This is a genomic window from Pantoea sp. A4 (assembly GCF_000295955.2).
GTDB lineage: Bacteria > Pseudomonadota > Gammaproteobacteria > Enterobacterales > Enterobacteriaceae > Pantoea > Pantoea multigeneris.
In genome coordinates, this window is record NZ_ALXE01000008.1 from 31,279 (window position 1) to 51,390 (window position 20,112).

Annotated in this window: 17 protein-coding genes and 2 tRNA genes; 17 read left to right on the forward strand and 2 right to left on the reverse strand. The window is 54.0% G+C overall.

What is annotated here, in order from left to right; translation table 11 throughout:
- Window positions 1–554 precede the first annotated feature (554 nt).
- Complete coding sequence (locus tag B880_RS0101995; RefSeq protein WP_017345713.1) at window positions 555–1,802, forward strand: alpha/beta hydrolase-fold protein; 1,248 nt, start codon at window positions 555–557, stop codon at window positions 1,800–1,802.
- 31 nt (window positions 1,803–1,833) lie between these two features.
- Here the strand turns inward: B880_RS0101995 and gppA are convergent, their stop codons facing one another.
- Together gppA and rhlB are read right to left on the reverse strand one after the other, a co-directional pair.
- Entirely contained in the window at window positions 1,834–3,318 is a 1,485-nt protein-coding gene (gene gppA / locus B880_RS0102000; protein WP_026042375.1) for a guanosine-5'-triphosphate,3'-diphosphate diphosphatase, read from the reverse strand.
- Window positions 3,319–3,325: 7 nt separating this feature from the next.
- Complete coding sequence (gene rhlB / locus B880_RS0102005) at window positions 3,326–4,615, reverse strand: ATP-dependent RNA helicase RhlB (RefSeq protein WP_017345715.1); 1,290 nt, start codon at window positions 4,613–4,615, stop codon at window positions 3,326–3,328.
- Window positions 4,616–4,732: 117 nt separating this feature from the next.
- Between rhlB and trxA the strand changes: the two genes are divergently transcribed.
- From trxA to B880_RS0102085, 16 genes are all read left to right on the forward strand, one after another.
- Window positions 4,733–5,065 (forward strand): thioredoxin TrxA, encoded by a 333-nt coding sequence (gene trxA, locus B880_RS0102010; protein WP_017345716.1) that lies wholly within the window; start codon window positions 4,733–4,735, stop codon window positions 5,063–5,065.
- A 349-nt stretch (window positions 5,066–5,414) separates the two neighbouring features.
- Window positions 5,415–6,674: a transcription termination factor Rho gene (gene rho / locus B880_RS0102015; protein WP_017345717.1), complete on the forward strand. Its 1,260-nt coding sequence runs from the start codon at window positions 5,415–5,417 to the stop codon at window positions 6,672–6,674.
- Between the two features lie 268 nt (window positions 6,675–6,942).
- Window positions 6,943–8,028, forward strand: coding sequence for a UDP-N-acetylglucosamine--undecaprenyl-phosphate N-acetylglucosaminephosphotransferase (gene wecA / locus B880_RS0102020; RefSeq protein ID WP_017345718.1), 1,086 nt, complete (start codon window positions 6,943–6,945; stop codon window positions 8,026–8,028).
- Window positions 8,029–8,051: 23 nt separating this feature from the next.
- Window positions 8,052–9,095 (forward strand): ECA polysaccharide chain length modulation protein, encoded by a 1,044-nt coding sequence (gene wzzE / locus B880_RS0102025; protein WP_017345719.1) that lies wholly within the window; start codon window positions 8,052–8,054, stop codon window positions 9,093–9,095.
- A gap of 10 nt (window positions 9,096–9,105) precedes the next feature.
- Window positions 9,106–10,242, forward strand: a complete 1,137-nt coding sequence (wecB, locus tag B880_RS0102030) for a non-hydrolyzing UDP-N-acetylglucosamine 2-epimerase (RefSeq protein ID WP_026042376.1) — start codon at window positions 9,106–9,108, stop codon at window positions 10,240–10,242.
- Window positions 10,232–11,488, forward strand: a complete 1,257-nt coding sequence (gene wecC / locus B880_RS0102035; protein ID WP_017345721.1) for a UDP-N-acetyl-D-mannosamine dehydrogenase — start codon at window positions 10,232–10,234, stop codon at window positions 11,486–11,488. The genes wecB and wecC overlap by 11 nt, the downstream gene beginning before the upstream one ends.
- Entirely contained in the window at window positions 11,485–12,561 is a 1,077-nt protein-coding gene (gene rfbB, locus B880_RS0102040) for a dTDP-glucose 4,6-dehydratase (RefSeq protein WP_017345722.1), read from the forward strand. Before wecC ends, rfbB begins: the two co-directional genes overlap by 4 nt.
- Window positions 12,562–12,570: 9 nt before the next feature.
- A complete protein-coding gene (rfbA, locus tag B880_RS0102045; RefSeq protein ID WP_017345723.1) occupies window positions 12,571–13,452 on the forward strand; it encodes a glucose-1-phosphate thymidylyltransferase RfbA in 882 nt (293 codons plus the stop codon).
- Window positions 13,430–14,137 carry a dTDP-4-amino-4,6-dideoxy-D-galactose acyltransferase gene (gene rffC, locus B880_RS0102050; RefSeq protein WP_017345724.1) on the forward strand — a complete coding sequence of 236 codons (708 nt, stop codon included), beginning with the start codon at window positions 13,430–13,432 and terminating at the stop codon, window positions 14,135–14,137. The genes rfbA and rffC overlap by 23 nt, the downstream gene beginning before the upstream one ends.
- The gene (gene rffA, locus B880_RS0102055; protein WP_017345725.1) at window positions 14,124–15,254 is read left to right on the forward strand and encodes a dTDP-4-amino-4,6-dideoxygalactose transaminase; all 1,131 of its coding nucleotides are present in this window, start codon (window positions 14,124–14,126) and stop codon (window positions 15,252–15,254) included. Before rffC ends, rffA begins: the two co-directional genes overlap by 14 nt.
- Window positions 15,254–16,504 (forward strand): lipid III flippase WzxE, encoded by a 1,251-nt coding sequence (gene wzxE / locus B880_RS0102060; protein WP_017345726.1) that lies wholly within the window; start codon window positions 15,254–15,256, stop codon window positions 16,502–16,504. Before rffA ends, wzxE begins: the two co-directional genes overlap by 1 nt.
- Entirely contained in the window at window positions 16,501–17,571 is a 1,071-nt protein-coding gene (locus B880_RS0102065) for a TDP-N-acetylfucosamine:lipid II N-acetylfucosaminyltransferase (RefSeq protein ID WP_017345727.1), read from the forward strand. Before wzxE ends, B880_RS0102065 begins: the two co-directional genes overlap by 4 nt.
- Entirely contained in the window at window positions 17,568–18,938 is a 1,371-nt protein-coding gene (gene wzyE, locus B880_RS0102070) for an ECA oligosaccharide polymerase (RefSeq protein WP_017345728.1), read from the forward strand. The genes B880_RS0102065 and wzyE overlap by 4 nt, the downstream gene beginning before the upstream one ends.
- 2 nt (window positions 18,939–18,940) lie before the next feature.
- On the forward strand, window positions 18,941–19,681 hold the full coding sequence (gene wecG / locus B880_RS0102075) for a lipopolysaccharide N-acetylmannosaminouronosyltransferase (protein WP_017345729.1): 741 nt from the start codon (window positions 18,941–18,943) through the stop codon (window positions 19,679–19,681).
- 158 nt (window positions 19,682–19,839) lie between these two features.
- A tRNA-Arg gene (locus B880_RS0102080) sits at window positions 19,840–19,916 on the forward strand.
- Window positions 19,917–20,003: 87 nt separating this feature from the next.
- A tRNA-His gene (locus B880_RS0102085) sits at window positions 20,004–20,079 on the forward strand.
- Window positions 20,080–20,112: the final 33 nt, after the last annotated feature.

Sequence of the window (20,112 nt, forward strand, 5' to 3'; positions counted from 1 at the left end):
GCGTAACAAATATAAAAGACAGCACTTTCCTGTGAATGATGTGTGCTACACCTCCGCCAGGAAATAACGGTACAAATTATATTGTTATATATTTTAGGAATTTCCTCAGGTTATACGCTGTAGAGATCTAATATCTACATGCCACCCTTTTTGCATGAATAATCCTGTGATATAGCGCATCCCCTCTGTTACAGGAACAGAAGTTTACGATGGATATAGTTACGGTAAAGAATAACTCACGCTCTTAGTATTTCAGCACGCAGCAGTGCTGCGATTAACCTGAAAGGGAATCGAATGAGAGTTATATGCCTGAAGCCCGGCATTGAGCTTCGATAAATACGCTAGCACAGGAAATGATGAGGTGTAAAATATATATTAATAGTTGTAATGTAACATTTGTAAATTAACCCATGTAATTACTCTGGTTACTCAGTAGTGCTATTTATTTTGTGGTTTTTATCATTTCTGGAATTATTTGAATTTCTGATATAGTTTATTATCCATTGATCAAATCATTACAGAAATAACCCTGTTTATATTATGGATTGCCAGAAATGAGAAACGCGCCACTTTTATCTTCCCACGATGCCACCGCACGCATTTGTCAGCAACTGGCCGCGCGAAGCGTAAACGACGTTGTTCAGTTTTGGCAGGATGTCGCGCAGGTGGACGTGCCGTTAATCGCCGCTAACGGCCCCACAGAGGAGGTGCGTGAGGTCACATTTCTCTGGCGATCCGCCGCGTCGCTACAGGGGGTTTATGTTTTTTTAAATCGCATCACTGACAAACAGCAGGTGGCCAGGGGCATGATGTCGCAGATCCCCGGCAGCGATATCTGGACGCTGACGCTGCATCTCCCGGCAACCTATCGTGGCACTTATACCCTGACAGAGATCCCACTCGGTACGGAAGCAGACGTGATTGCCCAGTTGGGTGGGCGGCATACGCCGTTTGTTGGTCAGTTTGATCCCCTGAATAAACGGGCGCATATCAACGTACGGGGTCAGGCGCAGGAGTCTATTCTGGCGCTGGATCGCGCACCGGAGCAGGCTGAATGGCACGATGCACCGAATGCTCATCGCGGTATGTTGGTGACCTCCTGGCAGCAGGTGGCCGGGAAGCAGCGGCGCGTACGCCTGTATTTACCGGATGTCGCCAGTTCAACCCCGCTGGGGTTGCTGGTGCTGACCGACAGTGAAAAATGGATTGATCACGTGGGCGTGTTGGGGGCGCTGGATAGCGCATACGACAGTGGCCGTATCGGTGCCACAGCCGTGCTGGGGATTGATAATCTGGATGATAGCGATCGTGCCACCCTGCTCGGCGGCGATCCTGCGCTGGTACGGGAGATTGCACAGCGTCTGATACCCCAGGTGTGGGGCGATCATCCCGATCGTCGCTGGGCAGGGCGCAGTAAAACGATCCTTGCGGGGCAGAGCCTCGGTGGTGTCACTGCGCTGTTGGCCGCCCTGTATGCGCCAGAGGTGTTTGGTTGTGTGCTCAGCCACTCTCCTTCGCTGTGGTGGACGCCAGACAAGGGGCGGCGACCGCTGATGTTCAGCGAGAAAGACGCGTCATGGGTGAGCGAACATGTGCTGGCGAGGGTGCCACAGACGGTACGAGTCCAGCTGTGCGTAGGATCACTGGAAGGCGTGATGGTGCCGCATGTTGAGCAACTCTATCAACGGCTGCAAGCGGCAGGCGTGGAGAGTGATTTGACGATTTACACCGGCGGGCATGATTTTGCCTGGTGGCGTGGCGCACTGCTGGACGGGCTGGCAGCGTTAGAAAAATCGCTTTAAGCCCGACCACAGTTCACTTTGCTGCGACGGTTCAGGAAATGGTCAGTAACCAGTGTACATAGGACTGGTAGTGACTCTCCTGGTCCAGCAGCTCTGCCCGCAGCGGATGTGCTTCCAGCCAGCCAGCCGGTAATGTGACGTGTAGCGTTTCATCATCGGCGTTGAGGCGAACGGCGGGTAGCGTATCGTCGCGACGGCGGCTGGAGAAAATAATCGCCAGTCGAAGTAGGCGGCATAAACGTTCTGCCTGACGTGGCGGCAACGCATTTTGCTGAGTGAGTAGCGCCAGGTCGATATTGCCGCTTTGGTTTTGCAGCAGACAGGCGAGCAGTTTTTTCTGTGCGGGAGTAAAACCAGGCAAATCGAGATAGCGAATCAGATAGGCGGCGTGCTGAGGGGCTTGGCGGAAATCAACGCTCAGGCCAATTTCGTGCAACATACAGGCGCTGAGAAGCAGATCCCGACATCGACGATCCAGCTTCCACGGCGTACTCACCTGGCGGAAAAAGCTCTCTGCCAATTGGTGAACGCGTGAAGCTTGCTCGCTATCGATGCTGAACCGGCGCTGGACGTTAGCTAACGTACGGCTACGGATATCGCGATCGATAGGGAGATGCAACATGCCGTAAACCAGCCCTTCACGCAGCGCTCCACCGGCGAGCGTCATGCTCTCGATGTTCAGCTCCTGGAAAATGGCGATCAGAATCGACAGCCCGCTCGGGAACACCAGCGCACGCTCTAATGTCAGCCCTTCAATTTCCAGCTCTTCCAGTTTGCCGCATTGAATCGCACGTTGCTTCAGCTGTTGCAGCTTGCTCAACGTAATGCGTTCGTCCATGCCCTGTGCAACCATGATCTCTTGCAGTGCCTGGACGGTGCCGGATGCACCCACGCACACATCCCAGTGCTGCTCACGCAAGCGCGAGACGACCGGGGCAATCATCGCCCGTGCGGCCTCTTCTGCCTGGGCAAAATTCTCTTTTGCCAGATGGCGATCGCTAAAGTAGCGTTCCAGCCAGGTGACACAGCCCATGGAAAGGCTAAACAGCACCGAGGCGTGGGCACCATCTCCCGTTGCCAGTTCTGTACTGCCTCCGCCGATATCCACCACCAGGCGTTTATCGGAACCGCCGGTTGTGTGGGCTACGCCCTGATAAATCAGGCGAGCTTCTTCCTCACCGCTGATGACGTTAATGTCACAGCCAAGAATTTCTCGTGCGGCACTGAGGAAAGTTTCGGCGTTGGTTGCCAGTCGCAGTGTGGCGGTTGCCACCACGCGAATCTGTTCTGGGGGAATATCTTGCAACTGCTCAGAAAACAGCCGTAAACATTGCCAGCCGCGCGCCATTGCTTCCGCAGAGAGCTGACTACTCTTATCCAGACCGGCCGCCAGGCGAACTTTACGTTTAATTCGCGCGACAGTCTGGATACTTCCGGACACTTCGCGCACCACCAACATATGAAAGCTGTTTGAGCCTAAATCAATCGCAGCATAAAGTGACGATGCGCTTAGCATAGTAGAGTTAACTCGGGCGTTTACGGTTATTGTTGCGCGGAGCTCCGCGACGGTTCGCGTTATTACCACTACGGCGTGGGCCGTTAGAGCGGTTACGCGTCAGGCGTTTCGGTGGCGGCAGATCGCTCATCAGAGCATCACTGTTGTACTTGCTCACCGGAATGCTGTGCCCGATATACTCTTCAATGGCTGGCAGATTCAGCGCGTACTCTTCACACGCAAGGCTGATTGAGTGACCACTTGCCCCGGCGCGGCCGGTACGTCCGATACGGTGAACGTAATCTTCACGGTCATCCGGCAGGTCGTAGTTGAAGACGTGTGTTACCGCAGGAATATGCAGACCACGTGCCGCGACATCGGTTGCGACCAGAATATCCACATCACCTTTGGTGAAGTCATCAAGGATGCGCAGGCGTTTCTTCTGAGCGACGTCCCCGGTCAGTAACCCGACGCGGTGACCATCAGCGGCCAGGTGGCCCCAGATATCTTCACAGCGGTGTTTGGTGTTAGCGAACACGATTGCGCGATCTGGCCACTCTTCTTCCAACAGGGTCTGTAACAGACGCATTTTCTCTTCATTGGAAGGGTAGAACAGCTCTTCTTTGATGCGGTGGCCGGTTTTCTGCTCAGGCTCCACTTCCACATACTCGGCGTTGTTCATGTGCTCGAACGCCAGTTCGCGTACACGCCAGGAGAGGGTGGCAGAGAACAACATGCTGAGACGCTGTGTTGCCGGCGGCATGCGGCGGAACAACCAACGGATATCTTTAATGAAACCGAGATCGAACATGCGATCGGCTTCATCTAATACGATGACCTGAATGGCACCGAGGTTGATGTGATTCTGCTTGGCGTAATCAATCAGACGTCCGGTGGTGCCCACCAGAATATCTACGCCACTTTCGAGCACTTTAAGCTGTTTGTCATAGCCATCGCCACCATAAGCGAGGCCGAGTTTCAGCCCGGTAGCTTGCGCCAGCGGTTCTGCATCAGCATGGATCTGCACCGCGAGTTCGCGGGTTGGAGCCATAATTAAAGCGCGTGGCTGGTTCACCTGACGCCCTTCAGGCGCAGGATGAGAGAGAAGATGATGAAACGTTGACGTCAAAAACGCCATCGTTTTCCCGGTACCGGTTTGCGCCTGACCCGCAACGTCACGCGCAGCAAGCGTGATTGGCAGTGCTAACGCCTGAATAGGCGTACAGTTATGAAATCCTTTTTTATCAAGGGCTTCCACTACTTTTGCGTGCAGGGCGAAGTCGGAAAACTTCTGTTCGGTTAAGTGTGTTTTGCTCATAGTGTGGTAGAATATCAGCTTAGTATCGCTTTACGAAAGCGTATCCAATGAAATAAAGTCAAGCAACGTTGGTAAAATTTACGCCAATTCGCCAGGCATAATCTTGTGGAGTTAAACATGAGCAGCGATAAAATTGTTCACCTGTCCGATGACCGCTTCGAAGCCGAAGTTCTGAAAGCTGACGGTGTAACACTGGTCGACTTCTGGGCTGAGTGGTGTGGTCCTTGCAAAATGATCGCCCCTATCCTTGATGAAGTTGCTGAAGAGTACGAAGGTAAGCTTTCTGTTGCTAAGCTGAACATCGATGAGAACCCGGCAACTGCACCTAAGTACGGCATCCGTGGTATTCCTACCCTGCTGCTGTTCAAAGGCGGTGAAGTCATCGCAACTAAAGTAGGCGCCCTGTCTAAAGGCCAGCTGAAAGATTTCCTGAACGCCAACCTGGCTTAATCTGCCGGGCTAACGTCTGGTGATAGCGATTTTTTTCGCCATCACTAGACGTTCCTACTGTAGCGTGCTAAGTTACTTTTACTGCCATACGCACTTACCTGTAGTTAGCATCTAAAGCATTCCTTTGTTAAACCGGACAACGCGAAAGATACGTGACGTGTTTGACAATCTGACGGTTAGCATCTTTATAGGCACACCGTTTCTATCGTCTCTTCGGTTCCAGTCGCTTACGTCTGACGATGTTCGTCGAGAAGACCAGAAACAGCGCCATTAACAGGCATGGATTTCGCGCCATACCATTCCACGAAAAACATTTCGAGAATTACCCCGAGTTTAAGAACCCATCACTATGAATCTTACCGAATTAAAGAACACGCCGGTTTCTGAGCTGATTACCCTCGGCGAAAATATGGGGCTGGAAAACCAGGCGCGTATGCGCAAGCAGGATATTATTTTCTCTATCCTGAAGCAGCATGCGAAAAGTGGCGAAGACATCTTCGGTGATGGTGTGCTGGAGATACTACAGGACGGTTTTGGCTTCCTCCGTTCTGGAGACAGCTCTTACCTCGCCGGTCCTGATGATATCTACGTTTCTCCTAGCCAAATCCGCCGTTTTAACCTCCGCACTGGTGACACCATCTCTGGTAAAATCCGCCCGCCAAAAGAAGGTGAGCGTTATTTTGCCCTGCTGAAGGTTAATGAAGTCAACTACGACAAGCCGGAAAACTCGCGCAATAAAATTCTGTTTGAAAACCTGACGCCACTGCATGCAAATAATCGTATGCGTATGGAGCGCGGTAACGGTTCAACAGAAGATCTGACCGCTCGCGTACTGGACCTGGCAGCGCCAATTGGTCGTGGTCAGCGTGGTCTGATCGTGGCACCGCCAAAAGCGGGTAAAACCATGCTGCTGCAAAACATTGCGCAGAGCATTGCCTATAACTACCCAGACTGCGTACTGATGGTACTGCTGATTGACGAACGTCCGGAAGAAGTCACCGAGATGCAGCGTCTGGTGAAAGGCGAAGTTATCGCGTCTACTTTCGATGAGCCTGCGTCTCGCCACGTTCAGGTGGCAGAAATGGTGATTGAGAAGGCTAAGCGCCTGGTTGAGCATAAGAAAGACGTTATCATTCTGCTCGACTCCATCACCCGTCTGGCGCGTGCCTACAACACCGTAGTTCCTGCCTCTGGTAAGGTTCTGACCGGTGGTGTTGATGCTAACGCCCTGCACCGTCCAAAGCGCTTCTTCGGTGCTGCACGTAACGTAGAAGAGGGCGGCAGCCTGACCATTATCGCCACCGCGCTGGTTGATACTGGTTCGAAAATGGATGAAGTGATTTACGAAGAATTTAAAGGTACAGGTAACATGGAACTGCACCTGTCACGTAAAATCGCCGAAAAACGTGTCTTCCCGGCTATCGACTACAACCGCTCTGGTACTCGTAAAGAAGAGCTGTTGACCTCCCAGGAAGAGCTGCAGAAGATGTGGATCCTGCGCAAAATCATCCATCCAATGGGTGAAATCGACGCGATGGAGTTCCTCATCAACAAGCTGGCGATGACCAAAACCAACGACGACTTCTTCGACATGATGAAGCGTTCCTGATTCGGAATTAACTCAGCACATTCTCTGAGTGTAAATCTGACAGTAAATTGACTTAACGCCACGTCTTAACGTGGCGTTTTTCATTGGTGGACTATAGGATTAACGCTGACAGGAGAATTTATAAAGACTGTAACAGAATAGGGTGAAAAATAAGCAATCGATCCCCTCTGGCGCAGAATTCGGACTCTGGATAAGCGGCAAGCTGCCGGACTTTGCCTATTATTATCCATAATCAGAGCTGAGAGCGTTTAATGTGAATTTACTCACGATGAGTACTGAATTGGGCTTAACGTTCCTTTTTTCGTTAGTGTTTCTGTTTTTTGCCCGCAAAGCTGCCAAAAAAATTGGGCTTGTTGATACCCCCAACTCGCGTAAGCGACATAATGGGGCCATTCCGCTTGTCGGCGGCATCTCGGTCTATGCCGGGATCTGTTTCACATTTGCGTTTACCAACTACTACATCCCCCACGTTACGCTCTACCTGATTTGCTCCGGGCTGCTGGTGCTGGTGGGCGCGCTGGATGACCGTTTTGATATCAGCGTAAAAATTCGCGCTGTGGCCCAGGCGGTGGTAGCCATTGCGATGATGGTCGGGGCGAAACTCTATCTGCTAAGCCTGGGCTTTATCATCGGCCCGGTGGAACTGATCGTCGGGCCTTTTGGCTATGCCTTGACGCTGTTTGCCGTTTGGGCGGCGATCAACGCCTTCAATATGGTGGATGGGATTGATGGCCTGCTGGGTGGACTCTCTTCCGTTACCTTTGCGGCCATGGGCATTATTCTCTACTTCGATGGGCAGTACAGCCTGGCGATGTGGTGCTTTGCCATGATCGCCGCCACCATTCCCTACATTTTACTCAATCTTGGTTTCCTGGGACGCCGCTATAAAGTGTTTATGGGCGATGCAGGCAGCACCATGATTGGCTTCACCATTATCTGGATCTTACTGGAGACGACGCAGGGGCTCAGCCACCCGATTACGCCAGTGACGGCGCTGTGGTTGATCGCCATTCCATTAATGGACATGGTCGCCATTATGTATCGCCGCTTGCGTAAGGGTATGAGTCCGTTTTCCGCCGATCGGCAGCATATTCACCACCTTATTATGCGCGCGGGCTTTACCTCTCGTCAGGCGTTTGTCCTGATCACCGTAGCAGCAGCGCTGTTGGCGGGGATCGGCGTGCTGGGTGAATACCTCGCTTTTATACCGGAATGGGTGATGCTGGTGCTGTTTTTGGGCGCCTTCATGCTGTACGGCTATTGCATCAAGCACGCATGGCGCGTTGCTCGTCTCATCCGTCGTCTTAAACGACGCCTGAATCATGCCAATGGTATGAAGAAAAAATTACCCTAAAAATTCCTGAAAAGGATGAAGTGATGACCTCTGTGGATGTAGAAAACGAACTGGATATTCGTGGCTTGTGCTGTGCACTGTGGCGCGGAAAATTGTGGATTGTGGTGTTGGCAGTGCTGTTTGCTGTTGTTGCCTGGAGTGCTGCGCTGTTTATGAAACAGGCATGGAGTACGACTGCGACGACCGATCGCCCCACGGTAAATATGTTAGGTAATTACTATGGGCAGCAGCAGTTCCTGAATAATCTGGATGCACGCAGCAATACGTTAAGCCTGAGTACACCTGCTCCGACTATCATGGATGAGGTGTATCAGGAGTTCATTACCCAGCTTGCCTCCTGGGATACACGGCGTGATTTCTGGTTGCAGACCGACTACTACAAAAGTCGTAAGTCGGGCAATAACCACAAAGACGCGGCACTGCTGAACGAGTTAATCAGCAATATTATTTACACGCCAGCCGATGCGGCACACAACACGCGGGATAACATCAAGCTGGTGGCAGAGTCTGCAACCGACGCGAATAACCTGCTGCGACAATATGTTGCCTGGTCCAGCGAGCGGGCGGCTCGCCATCTGAATGATGAGCTGAACGGTGCGTGGCAAGCCAGAAGTGCGCTATTGCAGTCGCAGGTGGAACGCCAGGATCGCGTAGCCCAGGCGGTATTTCAGCGGCGGGAGCATCTGCTTGAACAGGCCGTAAAGATTGCCAGTCAGCAGGGGATCCGCGAAAACCGTAGCGGAACAGCACAGTTGAGTGATAATGACCTGTTCATGCTGGGTGAACCGGCTCTGCGGGCACAGCTTGAAGATTTGCAGGCCAGCGGGCCTGATTACGATATCACTTATGATCAGAACCGGGCGATGCTGGCTTCACTTCAGGCCGGTTCAGGACTGGATAAACTGTTCCAGACCTATCGCTACTTGCGCACCCCCGAAGAGCCGGTGACCAGAGACAGTCCTCGCACCTTGTTTATGGCTATTTTATGGGGCGCTGTGGGTGCTCTGATCGGGTCTGGCGTTGCGCTGGCGCGCCGCGCGCGTTTTGTTTCCACCCCTCGTCGTTAAGAGAGCGCATGTGAAAGTTCTGACCGTTTTTGGAACCCGACCAGAAGCCATCAAAATGGCCCCTCTGGTGAAAGCGCTGGCGCAGGATGCTGCGTTCGAATCGCGTTTATGTGTCACTGCGCAGCACCGTGAAATGCTCGATCAGGTATTACGTCTTTTCGAGCTTCAGCCAGACTACGACCTGAATATTATGCGTCCCGAACAGGGGCTGACAGAAATTACCTGTCGTATCCTGCAGGGGATGAAAAGCGTGTTTGCCGAATTTCGCCCCGACGTGGTGTTAGTTCATGGCGACACCACGACCACGCTGGCCGCGAGCCTGGCTGCATTTTATCACCAGATCCCGGTGGGACACGTCGAAGCCGGGCTGCGCACTGGCGATTTGGCTTCACCGTGGCCGGAAGAGGGCAACCGTCGGCTGACGGGAAATCTTGCCCGGTTCCATTTTGCACCTACCACCCGCTCGCGCCAGAATCTGCTCAATGAAAACATTTCAGCCAGCCAGATCGAGGTGACGGGCAATACGGTGATTGACGCGCTGCTGTGGGTGCGTGACCGCGTATTAAATGACAGCGAGCTGAATAACCAACTCAGCGCGCGCTATCCGTTCCTCGATGCGCAGAAAAAATTGATTCTGGTTACGGGCCATCGTCGCGAAAGTTTTGGCGGTGGCTTTGAGCGTATCTGCACGGCGCTGGCGCAGATTGCGCGGCAGCATCCGCAGGCGCAAATCGTCTATCCGGTACACCTTAATCCCAAGGTTAGCGAGCCCGTGAATCGCATACTGAGCGGCATCGACAATATCATCCTGATCGAACCCCAAGAGTATCTGCCGTTTGTCTGGTTAATGAACCGTGCCTGGATCATCCTGACCGATTCTGGCGGCATTCAGGAAGAGGCGCCTTCGCTGGGGAAACCGGTGTTGGTGATGCGCGATACCACGGAAAGGCCCGAAGCCGTCGATGCCGGAACGGTGCGCCTTGTAGGTACGGATATTGAAAAAATCGTAAATGAAGTCAGTACATTGCTGACGGATGAAGCGGTGTGGCAGGCCATGAGCCATGCCCACAATCCTTATGGCGACGGCAGCGCCTGCGCAAAGATTTTACATGCACTGAAAACGTCTGGATTACAACATGACCTTTAACACCATCTCCGTTATCGGACTGGGTTACATTGGGCTGCCTACCGCAGCCATTTTTGCCTCTCAAGGGAAACGCGTTGTTGGCGTTGATGTTAATGCCCACGCAGTAGAAACCATTAATCGCGGTGACATTCATATCGTCGAACCGGAACTGGACGCGGTAGTGAAAACCGCCGTACAGCAAGGTTTGCTGCGGGCTACCTTAACGCCAGAAGCGGCAGACGCGTTTTTGATCGCGGTGCCGACGCCATTTATGACCGACCACCAACCCGATTTGCGCTACGTTAAAGCCGCCGCCGAGTCGATTGCGCCAGTGCTCAAAGCTGGTGATTTAGTGATCCTGGAATCCACTTCTCCGGTGGGTTCGACCGAGCAGATGGCGACGTGGCTGGCCGCTGCGCGCCCGGATCTGCGTTTTCCACAGCAGGGTGAGCAGCCCGATATCTTTATCGCCTACTGCCCTGAACGGGTATTGCCTGGGCAGATCATGCTTGAGCTGGTGAAAAACGATCGGGTGATTGGCGGCATGACGCCAGAGTGCTCGGCACGTGCCAGTGCGCTGTACCGTATTTTCCTGCAAGGTGAGTGCGTGGAAACCAACGCCCGCACCGCTGAAATGTGCAAACTCACCGAAAACAGCTTCCGCGACGTCAACATCGCTTTTGCCAACGAGCTGTCACTGATTTGTGCAGAGCAGGACATTAACGTGTGGGAGCTGATTGCGCTGGCCAATCGCCATCCGCGCGTTAACATTCTCCAACCGGGTCCCGGCGTGGGCGGTCACTGCATTGCGGTTGATCCGTGGTTTATCGTGGCACAAAACCCACAACAGGCGCGTCTCATCCGCACCGCGCGGGAAGTCAACGATGCCAAACCTCACTGGGTGCTGGACCAGGTGAAAAAAACCGTGGCGGATTGCCTGACGCAGAGCAACAAACGCGCCAGTGAAGTCACTATTGCCTGCTTTGGTTTAGCTTTTAAGCCCAATATTGACGACCTCCGTGAAAGCCCGGCTATGGAAGTGGCGCAGCTGATTGCCGAATGGCATCAGGGCAGTAACTGGGTGGTAGAACCGCATATTAGCCAGCTCCCCGCTGAACTGGGTAACAGCCAACTGGTGGATACGCAACAGGCGCTGGAACAGGCCGATATCCTGGTAATGTTGGTAGATCATCAGGCGTTTCGCGCCATTGATGGCGGCCAGCTAGTGCAACAATGGATTGTTGACACTAAAGGAGTCTGGCGATGAAGCAATTTTTAATTACGGGTGGCGCGGGGTTTATTGGCTCCGCATTGGTACGCTATCTGATTAACCACACGGAACATCGCGTGGTGGTGGTAGATAAACTCACCTATGCAGGTAATCTCAGTTCGCTGAGCAGCGTCAGTGCGCATCCACGCTTTGCCTTTGAGCAGGTGGATATCTGCGATCGCGCTGAGTTAGATCGCGTGCTCCAGCACTATCAGCCCGATTGTTTGATGCACCTGGCGGCAGAGAGTCATGTCGATCGCTCGATTGACGGGCCCGTGGCGTTTATTGAAACCAATATTCTCGGTACTTTTCATCTGCTCGAAGCCACGCGCCATTACTGGAGCCAGCTCGCAGAAACCCGTAAAAGTGCATTTATTTTCCACCACATTTCCACCGATGAAGTGTTTGGCGATCTGCATGACGAGCAGAGTTTCTTCACTGAAACCACCCCTTACGCTCCCAGCAGCCCCTATTCGGCGTCGAAAGCCGGCAGCGATCACCTGGTGCGAGCCTGGCTGCGTACTTACGGCTTACCCACCATTATCACCAACTGTTCAAACAACTACGGGCCGTACCATTTCCCGGAAAAGTTGATCCCTCTGACCATTATTAATGCGCTGGCGGGCAGGCCATTGCCGGTGTATGGCAACGGGCAGCAAATCCGTGACTGGCTATTTGTGGAAGACCACGCCCGGGCGCTGTACTGCGTGGTGAGCAGCGGAAAAGTGGGGGAGACCTATAATATTGGTGGGCACAATGAACGACGCAATCTGGACGTCGTTGAAACGCTGTGCGACTTGCTGGACGAACTGGCTGAAGATCGCCGCCCTGCTGGCATCGCCAGTTACCGTGAGCTGATCACCTTTGTGACGGACAGACCCGGCCACGATCAGCGCTATGCCATTGATGCCAGCAAAATTGAGCGTGAGCTTGGCTGGACGCCCGAAGAGACCTTCGAAAGCGGTATGCGCAGCACGGTGAGCTGGTTCCTCAACCATGAAAGCTGGTGGCGTAATATTCTGGATGGCAGCTATCGCGCTGAGCGCCTCGGCCTCGCTGCCCGTCAGTAAGGAGTTTTCATGAACGGTATTATCCTTGCAGGCGGCAGTGGCACGCGGCTGCATCCGATCACCCGTGCCATCTCCAAGCAGCTGTTGCCGGTGTACGACAAGCCGATGATCTACTATCCGCTGTCGGTGCTGATGCTGGCCGGCATTCGCGATATTTTGCTGATTACCACGCCGCAGGATCGCAGTGACTTTGAGCGTCTGCTGGGCGACGGTAGCGAATTTGGTGTGCGCCTGAGCTACGCCGAGCAACCCAGCCCAGACGGGCTGGCGCAGGCTTTTATCATTGGCGAATCTTTTATTGGCGATGATAGCTGCTGCCTGGTGCTGGGCGATAACCTCTATTTTGGCCAGGGGTTTAGTCCAAAACTCAAAAAAGTGGCGGCCCGCACCCAGGGGGCGACCGTGTTTGGCTATCAGGTGATGGACCCCGAACGATTTGGCGTGGTGGAGTTTGATGACGACTTCAATGCGATCTCAATAGAAGAGAAACCCACGAAGCCTCGTTCACGCTGGGCCGTAACCGGGCTCTATTTCTATGATAACCGGGTGGTGGAGTTCGCTAAACAGGTCAAACCTTCGGAGCGGGGCGAGCTGGAGATCACTGCGATTAATCAGATGTATCTTGAGCGCGGCGAACTGGCGGTGGAACTGTTGGGGCGCGGCTTTGCCTGGCTTGACACTGGCACCCATGACAGCCTGATCGAAGCGAGCATGTTTGTGCAGACGGTAGAGAATCGCCAGGGGTTCAAAATTGCCTGTCTGGAAGAGATTGCCTGGCGCAATGGCTGGTTGAGTGACGATCAGCTACGTGCGGCGGGAGAAGCGTTAATCAAAACTGGCTACGGTCAGTATCTGTTGGATCTGTTGCATGTCCGTCCACGTCAATATTAATCCCCTTCACTGGGAACAGGACTTTTTTGGCCTGAACAGTGCCCGTCTGGATCTGGATGGCGAGATGCCGCTGGCCGAAGCGCTGGCAGCACCCTATGCGCTATTACAGGTTAAAGTCCCTGCCGATCGCAGCACAACCCTCGATGTACTCAGTCAACATGGCTTTCACCTGGTGGAAGGGGAAGCGGATTTTTGCCTGACCATCGCGGCGACAGAACGGCAAAGTGGCATTCGTATCGCGCGTGAAAGCCAGATTCCGCTGCTGCGTAGCGCGGCGGCAGAGGTCTTTAGCCAGAGCCGTTTTCGTGCGCCGTGGTTCAGTGCCGATGCCAGCAGCCGTTTTTATGCCCAGTGGGTGGAAAATGCCGTGCGTGGCACCTTCGATCATCAATGTCTGCTGGCGAGCGATGAGCAGGGCAATCTGCTGGGATTTGTCTCGCTCCGTGAACAGTCCGGTGAGGGTCGCATCGGTTTACTGGCCGTGATGCCTGATGCACGCGGCAATGGCTTGGGTGAACGCTTACTGCTGGCTGCGGCGGACTGGTGCCGGGTCAGACGATTATCGCACTTGCGTGTTGCAACACAGCTCAGCAACCTCGCGGCAATGCGCCTTTATTCACGCAGTGGGGCGCGGCTGGAAAGCACCGCCTACTGGCTCTACAGGAAAAATCATGATTCCATTTAATGCGCCACCCATTGTCGGTAGCGAAAGCGAATATATGCAGTCAGCCATGGCGAGCGGCAAGCTGTGTGGTGACGGTGGCTTTACTCGTCGCTGTCAGCAGTGGCTTGAACATCGTTGTGGCAGCAAGAAAGTGTTGCTGACGCCATCCTGCACCGCTTCGTTAGAGATGGCCGCAATCCTGATCAATATTCAGCCCGGTGATGAAGTGATCATGCCGAGCTACACCTTTGTTTCCACCGCCAATGCGTTTGTACTTCGGGGGGCGACCATCGTCTTTGTGGACGTTCGTCCTGATACGCTCAATATTGATGAAACCCTGATTGAAGCCGCGATTACCGAAAAAACGCGCGCGATTGTCCCTGTCCACTATGCGGGCGTGGCCTGTGAAATGGACACCATTCTGGCATTGGCCAACAAGTACAACCTGTTTGTGATTGAAGATGCCGCTCAGGGGGTGATGTCGCGCTATAAAGGCCGTCCTCTTGGCACCCTGGGCCATATTGGCTGCTTTAGCTTCCATGAAACCAAAAACTACACGGCTGGAGGGGAAGGCGGCGCAACCTTGATTAATGACGGCAGCCTGATTGAGCGCGCAGAGATCATCCGTGAGAAAGGGACCAACCGCAGCCAGTTCTTCCGTGGTCAGGTGGATAAATATACCTGGCGTGATATTGGCTCCAGCTACCTGATGGCCGATTTACAAGCGGCTTACCTCTGGGCACAGCTGGAAGTGGCGGACCGTATTAATCAGCAGCGACTGCGTTTGTGGCAGCGTTACTATGATGCGCTGCAACCGCTGGCGGCCGAGGGGCGGATCACGCTGCCGGTGGTGCCAGACGGGTGCGACCATAATGCGCATATGTTCTACATTAAGCTGCGCGACCAGGCTGACCGCCAGGCGTTGATCAACTGGATGAAAGAGGCGGAGATCCTCGCGGTGTTCCACTATATTCCGCTGCATTCGTCACCCGCAGGGCTGGAGTTTGGCCGCCTGCATGGCGAAGACCGCTTCACGACCGTAGAGAGCGAGCGTCTGCTGCGGTTACCGCTGTTTTATAACCTGTCAGACAATAATCAGACCACGGTGATTAACTCGTTGCTGAGTTTCTTTTCCTGATGTCGCTGGCGAAAGCCTCGGTGTGGACGGCGGCCTCCACACTGGTAAAGATTGTTGCAGGTCTGGTGGTCGTCAAGCTGTTGGCCGTCAGTTTTGGCCCGGAAGGGGTAGGTCAGGCGGGTAACTTTCGCCAGCTGGTGACCGTGTTGGGCGTACTGGCGGGCGCGGGTATCTTTAATGGCGTTACCGCCAGCGTAGCGCAGTACCAACAGCAACCGGAGCAACTGCGCGCGTTGACGGGAACGGCATCGGCGATGGTACTGGGTTTCTCGACGCTGCTGGCGCTGGTGTTTATTCTCGCCGCCGGCCCGATAAGCCAGGCGCTGTTTGGTCATGATGGCTACCAACAGGTGATTCGCATTCTGGCGTTTCTGCAGCTGGGCATCGCCTGGGCCAATCTGACGTTAGCGTTGATCAAAGGCTTCCGCGATGCTCGCGGTAACGCCCTGGCGCTGATTGTCGGCAGTCTTATCGGCGTATTGGGGTATCTGCTCTGCTGGTGGCTGGGCGGCTACGCTGGCGCTCTGGTAGGGCTGGCACTGGTGCCTGCGTTACTGGCGCTCCCCGCCATGCTACTGCTTAGGCGCCGTATTCCGTTGCCTCTGTCCTGGCTGAAACCCTGCTGGCATAGCGGCATGGCACGTAGCCTGGCAAAATATACGCTGATGGCGTTAATCACCTCGGCGACGATACCGCTGGCATGGATGATGATGCGAAACTTGCTGGCGGCTCACGCTGGCTGGGCGCAGGTGGGCTTGTGGCAGGCGGTGACCAGTATCTCGGATGCCTATCTCCAGTTTATTACGGCGACCTTTAGCGTCTGGCTCCTGCCTACGCTGGCACGGCTACAGCATAAGCGGGATATCGCTGTAGAGATTGGCCGGGCACTGCGCTTTGTTATTCCTGCGGTAGCGGCAGCCAGCCTTTTAGTCTGGCTCCTGCGTGATGTGGCTATCTGGCTGCTATTTTCAGACCGTTTTACCGCCATGCGTGACCTGTTCGTCTGGCAGTTAAGCGGTGATGTGTTTAAAGTAGCAGCCTATGTTTTCGGTTATCTGGTGATTGCGAAAGCCTCTTTGCGCTTTTATTTGCTCACTGAGATCAGCCAGTTTGCGCTGTTGACCGGTTTTTCACGCTGGTTGATTCCATTGCATGGCGCTACGGGGGCTGCTCAGGCCTACATGGCGACCTATATCTGCTACTTTGCCCTTTGTTGCGGCACTTTTGCCCTCTATTGCCGAAAAAAATGACTGTAATTCATGTTTTAGGGGCTGATATTCCCCACCATAACCAGACTGTACTGCGCTTCTTTAATGATGTGCTTAGTGAAGCTCAGCCGAGTGCTGCGCCCCGCCGCTTTATGGTGGTGAGCCGCGAGCCACAGAGCCTGTTAAGCTTCCCAGCGCTGGATATTGAAATTTTTGCCAGTAAAAAAGATCTGGCGCAGACGTTGATTGCGCGTGCCCGCGAGCGCCAACAGCGCTTCTTCTGCCACGGTCAGTTTAATCCGTGGATTTGGCTGGCGCTGCTGAGTGGCAAGATTCAGCGTGGGCAGCTGTTGTGGCACGTTTGGGGGGCCGATCTGTATGAAGATTCGCGCAGCCTGAAGTTCCGCCTGTTTTATCTGCTGCGTCGTCGCGCTCAGGGCCGTGTTGCACATGTTTTTGCCACCCAAGGCGATCGGCTCTATTACCAACAACGACATCCGAAGGTAGAGACTTCACTGCTCTATTTCCCGACGAAAATGCCTGCGGTCGCCCCACAGATGCAGGCTCGACAGGGGCCGCTGACCATTCTGTTAGGGAACTCTGGCGATGCCAGTAACCGACATATTGCCGGGCTGGAGGCCATTCATGCCCAGTTTGGCAGTGAGGTCAGGGTTGAAGTCCCGCTTGGCTACCCGCCAAATAATCACGCGTATATTGAGGAAGTGGCGGCGGCTGCACAGCGCCTGTTCCCGCTGGGCCAGGTTAACCTGCTGCGTGACAAGCTGGCCTTTGATGACTATCTGCAGCTGCTGGCGCGTTGTCAGCTGGGTTATTTCATGTTTGAACGCCAGCAGGGTATTGGCACGCTCTGTCTGCTGATTCAGGCGCATATTCCGTTCGTACTCCAGCGCAAAAACCCCTTCTGGAACGACCTTGCGGCGCAGAATCTTCCGCTGCTGTTCAGTGATGAAGCCTTAACCCCCGCGCGTATTGCCGAAGCTCAGCAACAGCTGGCGGTGTGCGATCAGCAACAGATTGCGTTTTTTGCCCCAGGCTATCTTGCGGGTTGGCGTCATGTTTTAGCGTTGTGTGAAGGAGAATCATCATGAGCCTGATGCAGTTTATTGGCCTGTTGGTGGTTTATCTGCTCTCGCTGGGGTTCATTCTGACCCTGACATGGCGTGAATTTAAACGGGTGCGCTTTAATTTCCACCTGTTTTTCACCCTGTTGTTTCTGCTGACCTTCTACTTTGGCTTCCCGCTCACCAGCGTGCTGGTGTTCCGTTTCAACGTCAACGTTGTCCCTGCGGTGAATCTGCTCGAGGCGTTACTGGGTGCAACGGCGTTCTATGCCATCTATTACGTCAGCTATAAAGTCCGGCTCCGGCCCGCAGTGGCGGCACCCCCTCGTCCGTGGTTGCAGATGAATCGCGTAGAGACTCACCTGACCTGTGTGCTGCTGGCATTAGTGGCTATTGGCACGGTAACGGTCTTCTTTATGCATAACGGACTGCTGCTGTTCCGCCTCACGGCATACAACCAAATCTTCTCCAGCGAAGTCTCTGGTGTGGCATTGAAGCGCTTTTTCTACTTCTTTATTCCCGCCATGCTGGTGGTCTACTTCCTGAAGCCGACCTGGAAGAACTGGCTGATGTTCCTGGCGGTCACCGTTGCCTTCGGCCTGCTAACCTATGCCCTGGTGGGCGGTACGCGTGCCAATATCATCATCGCTTTTGCGCTGTTTTTGTTTATCGGGATTACCCGAGGCTGGATCACGCTGTGGATGCTGCTGTTTGCAGGCGTGATGGCGGTGGGTGGCATGTTCTGGCTGGCGCTACGGCGCTACAACCTGGACGTGATGGGGGAAGAAGCGGTTTATACCTTCCTCTATCTGACGCGTGACACCTTCTCGCCGTGGGAGAATCTGGGCCTGCTGCTGGAGAATTATCATAAAATTCACTTCCAGGGCATCGCTCCGATGTGGCGGGATTTTTATGTCTTCATTCCCAGCTGGCTATGGCATGACCGGCCTTCAACGGTGCTGAACACGGCGAACTATTTCACCTGGGATGTGCTGGATAATCACTCTGGCCTGGCCATCTCACCGACCTTACTAGGTTCACTGGTGGTGATGGGCGGCGTGTTTGCGATTCCACTGGGTGCCGTTTTTGTCGGGATGATAATGAAAGGCTTTGATGCGCTGTATCAGCGCGGTCGTGAAGAGAGCAACCGCTATAGCGGAGCCATTCTGCAAAGTTTTTGCTTTGGTGCGGTGTTTAATATGATCGTGCTGGCGCGTGAGGGGCTGGATGCCTTTGGCTCACGAGTGGTGTTTTTTGCCGTGATCTTCGGGGCTTGTGTGTTGGTGGCTAAGCTACTTTACTGGCTGCTGGATTACGCGGGTGTCATTCGTGTGCGAGCAACGGCGATAACTCTGCCCGTCGCCAGCGCGGCAACTCATGAAAAAAATGGATAACCATGACGACCTCTTTTGAAAAACCACGCTTTAGTATTCGTGGCGTGGCGTTGTACGGCTTTCAAAGTACCGCGGCTTTTCTGGATTTTCTGTTGCCTGGGGAGCAGGTACGCAGTGGCACGTTGGTAGCGATCAACGCTGAAAAGGTGCTGACCGCTGAGCGAGACAGTGAAGTGAAAGGGCTGCTGGATCACGCGGAGTTTAAGTATCCCGATGGCATCAGCATTGTGCGCTCTATTCGCAAAAAATATCCCGAGGCGCAGATTGCCCGCATAGCCGGAGCGGATTTGTGGGAAGCGCTGATGGCAAGGGCAGGAGAGCGCGGTATTCCGGTGTTTCTGATTGGCGGCAAGCCTGCGGTGCTGGATGCCACATGCGACAAACTCCGTCAGCAGTGGGGCGTCAATATTGTCGGCACGCAGGATGGCTACTTTGCTGCTGAAGAGCGCGAAGCCCTGTTTGCCCGCATTGCTGCCAGTGGTGCGCAGATTGTTACGGTAGCGCTGGGCTCGCCGCGTCAGGAGCTGCTGATGCGTGATTGCCAGCAGTATGCGCCCGATGTGCTGTATATGGGCGTGGGCGGAACGTACGATGCTTTTACTGGCCATGTGAAGCGCGCACCGAAAATCTGGCAGAAAATGGGGCTGGAGTGGCTCTACCGTCTGATTCAGCAACCCAGTCGCTGGCGCAGGCAGATAAAGCTACTGAAATATCTTGGCTACCATTTGCGTGGCGAACTGTGATTTTGTCGCTTATTTCAGCAATCACGGCCGCTAACGGTGGGTTTGTGTACGGTTTCGCGACGAAGTGCGCAAACTCTGAGCATACGCGATTTTTTTATAAAAAAGCACTGGACAGGATCGCCCCGAGTCCTTAGTATGCACATCCGCAACGGCGCTACGCGCCCGTAGCTCAGCTGGATAGAGCGCTGCCCTCCGGAGGCAGAGGTCTCAGGTTCGAATCCTGTCGGGCGCGCCATTAACTTGGGCGCATGAGCTTCGGTGGTAAGATTTACCGCGTTAGGCAGTGATTAGTAAGCAGTAATGTTTACGCACCAGAATTATGGTGGCTATAGCTCAGTTGGTAGAGCCCTGGATTGTGATTCCAGTTGTCGTGGGTTCGAGTCCCATTAGCCACCCCAAATTTTGCTGGACATGCGATGGTGGCGGAATTG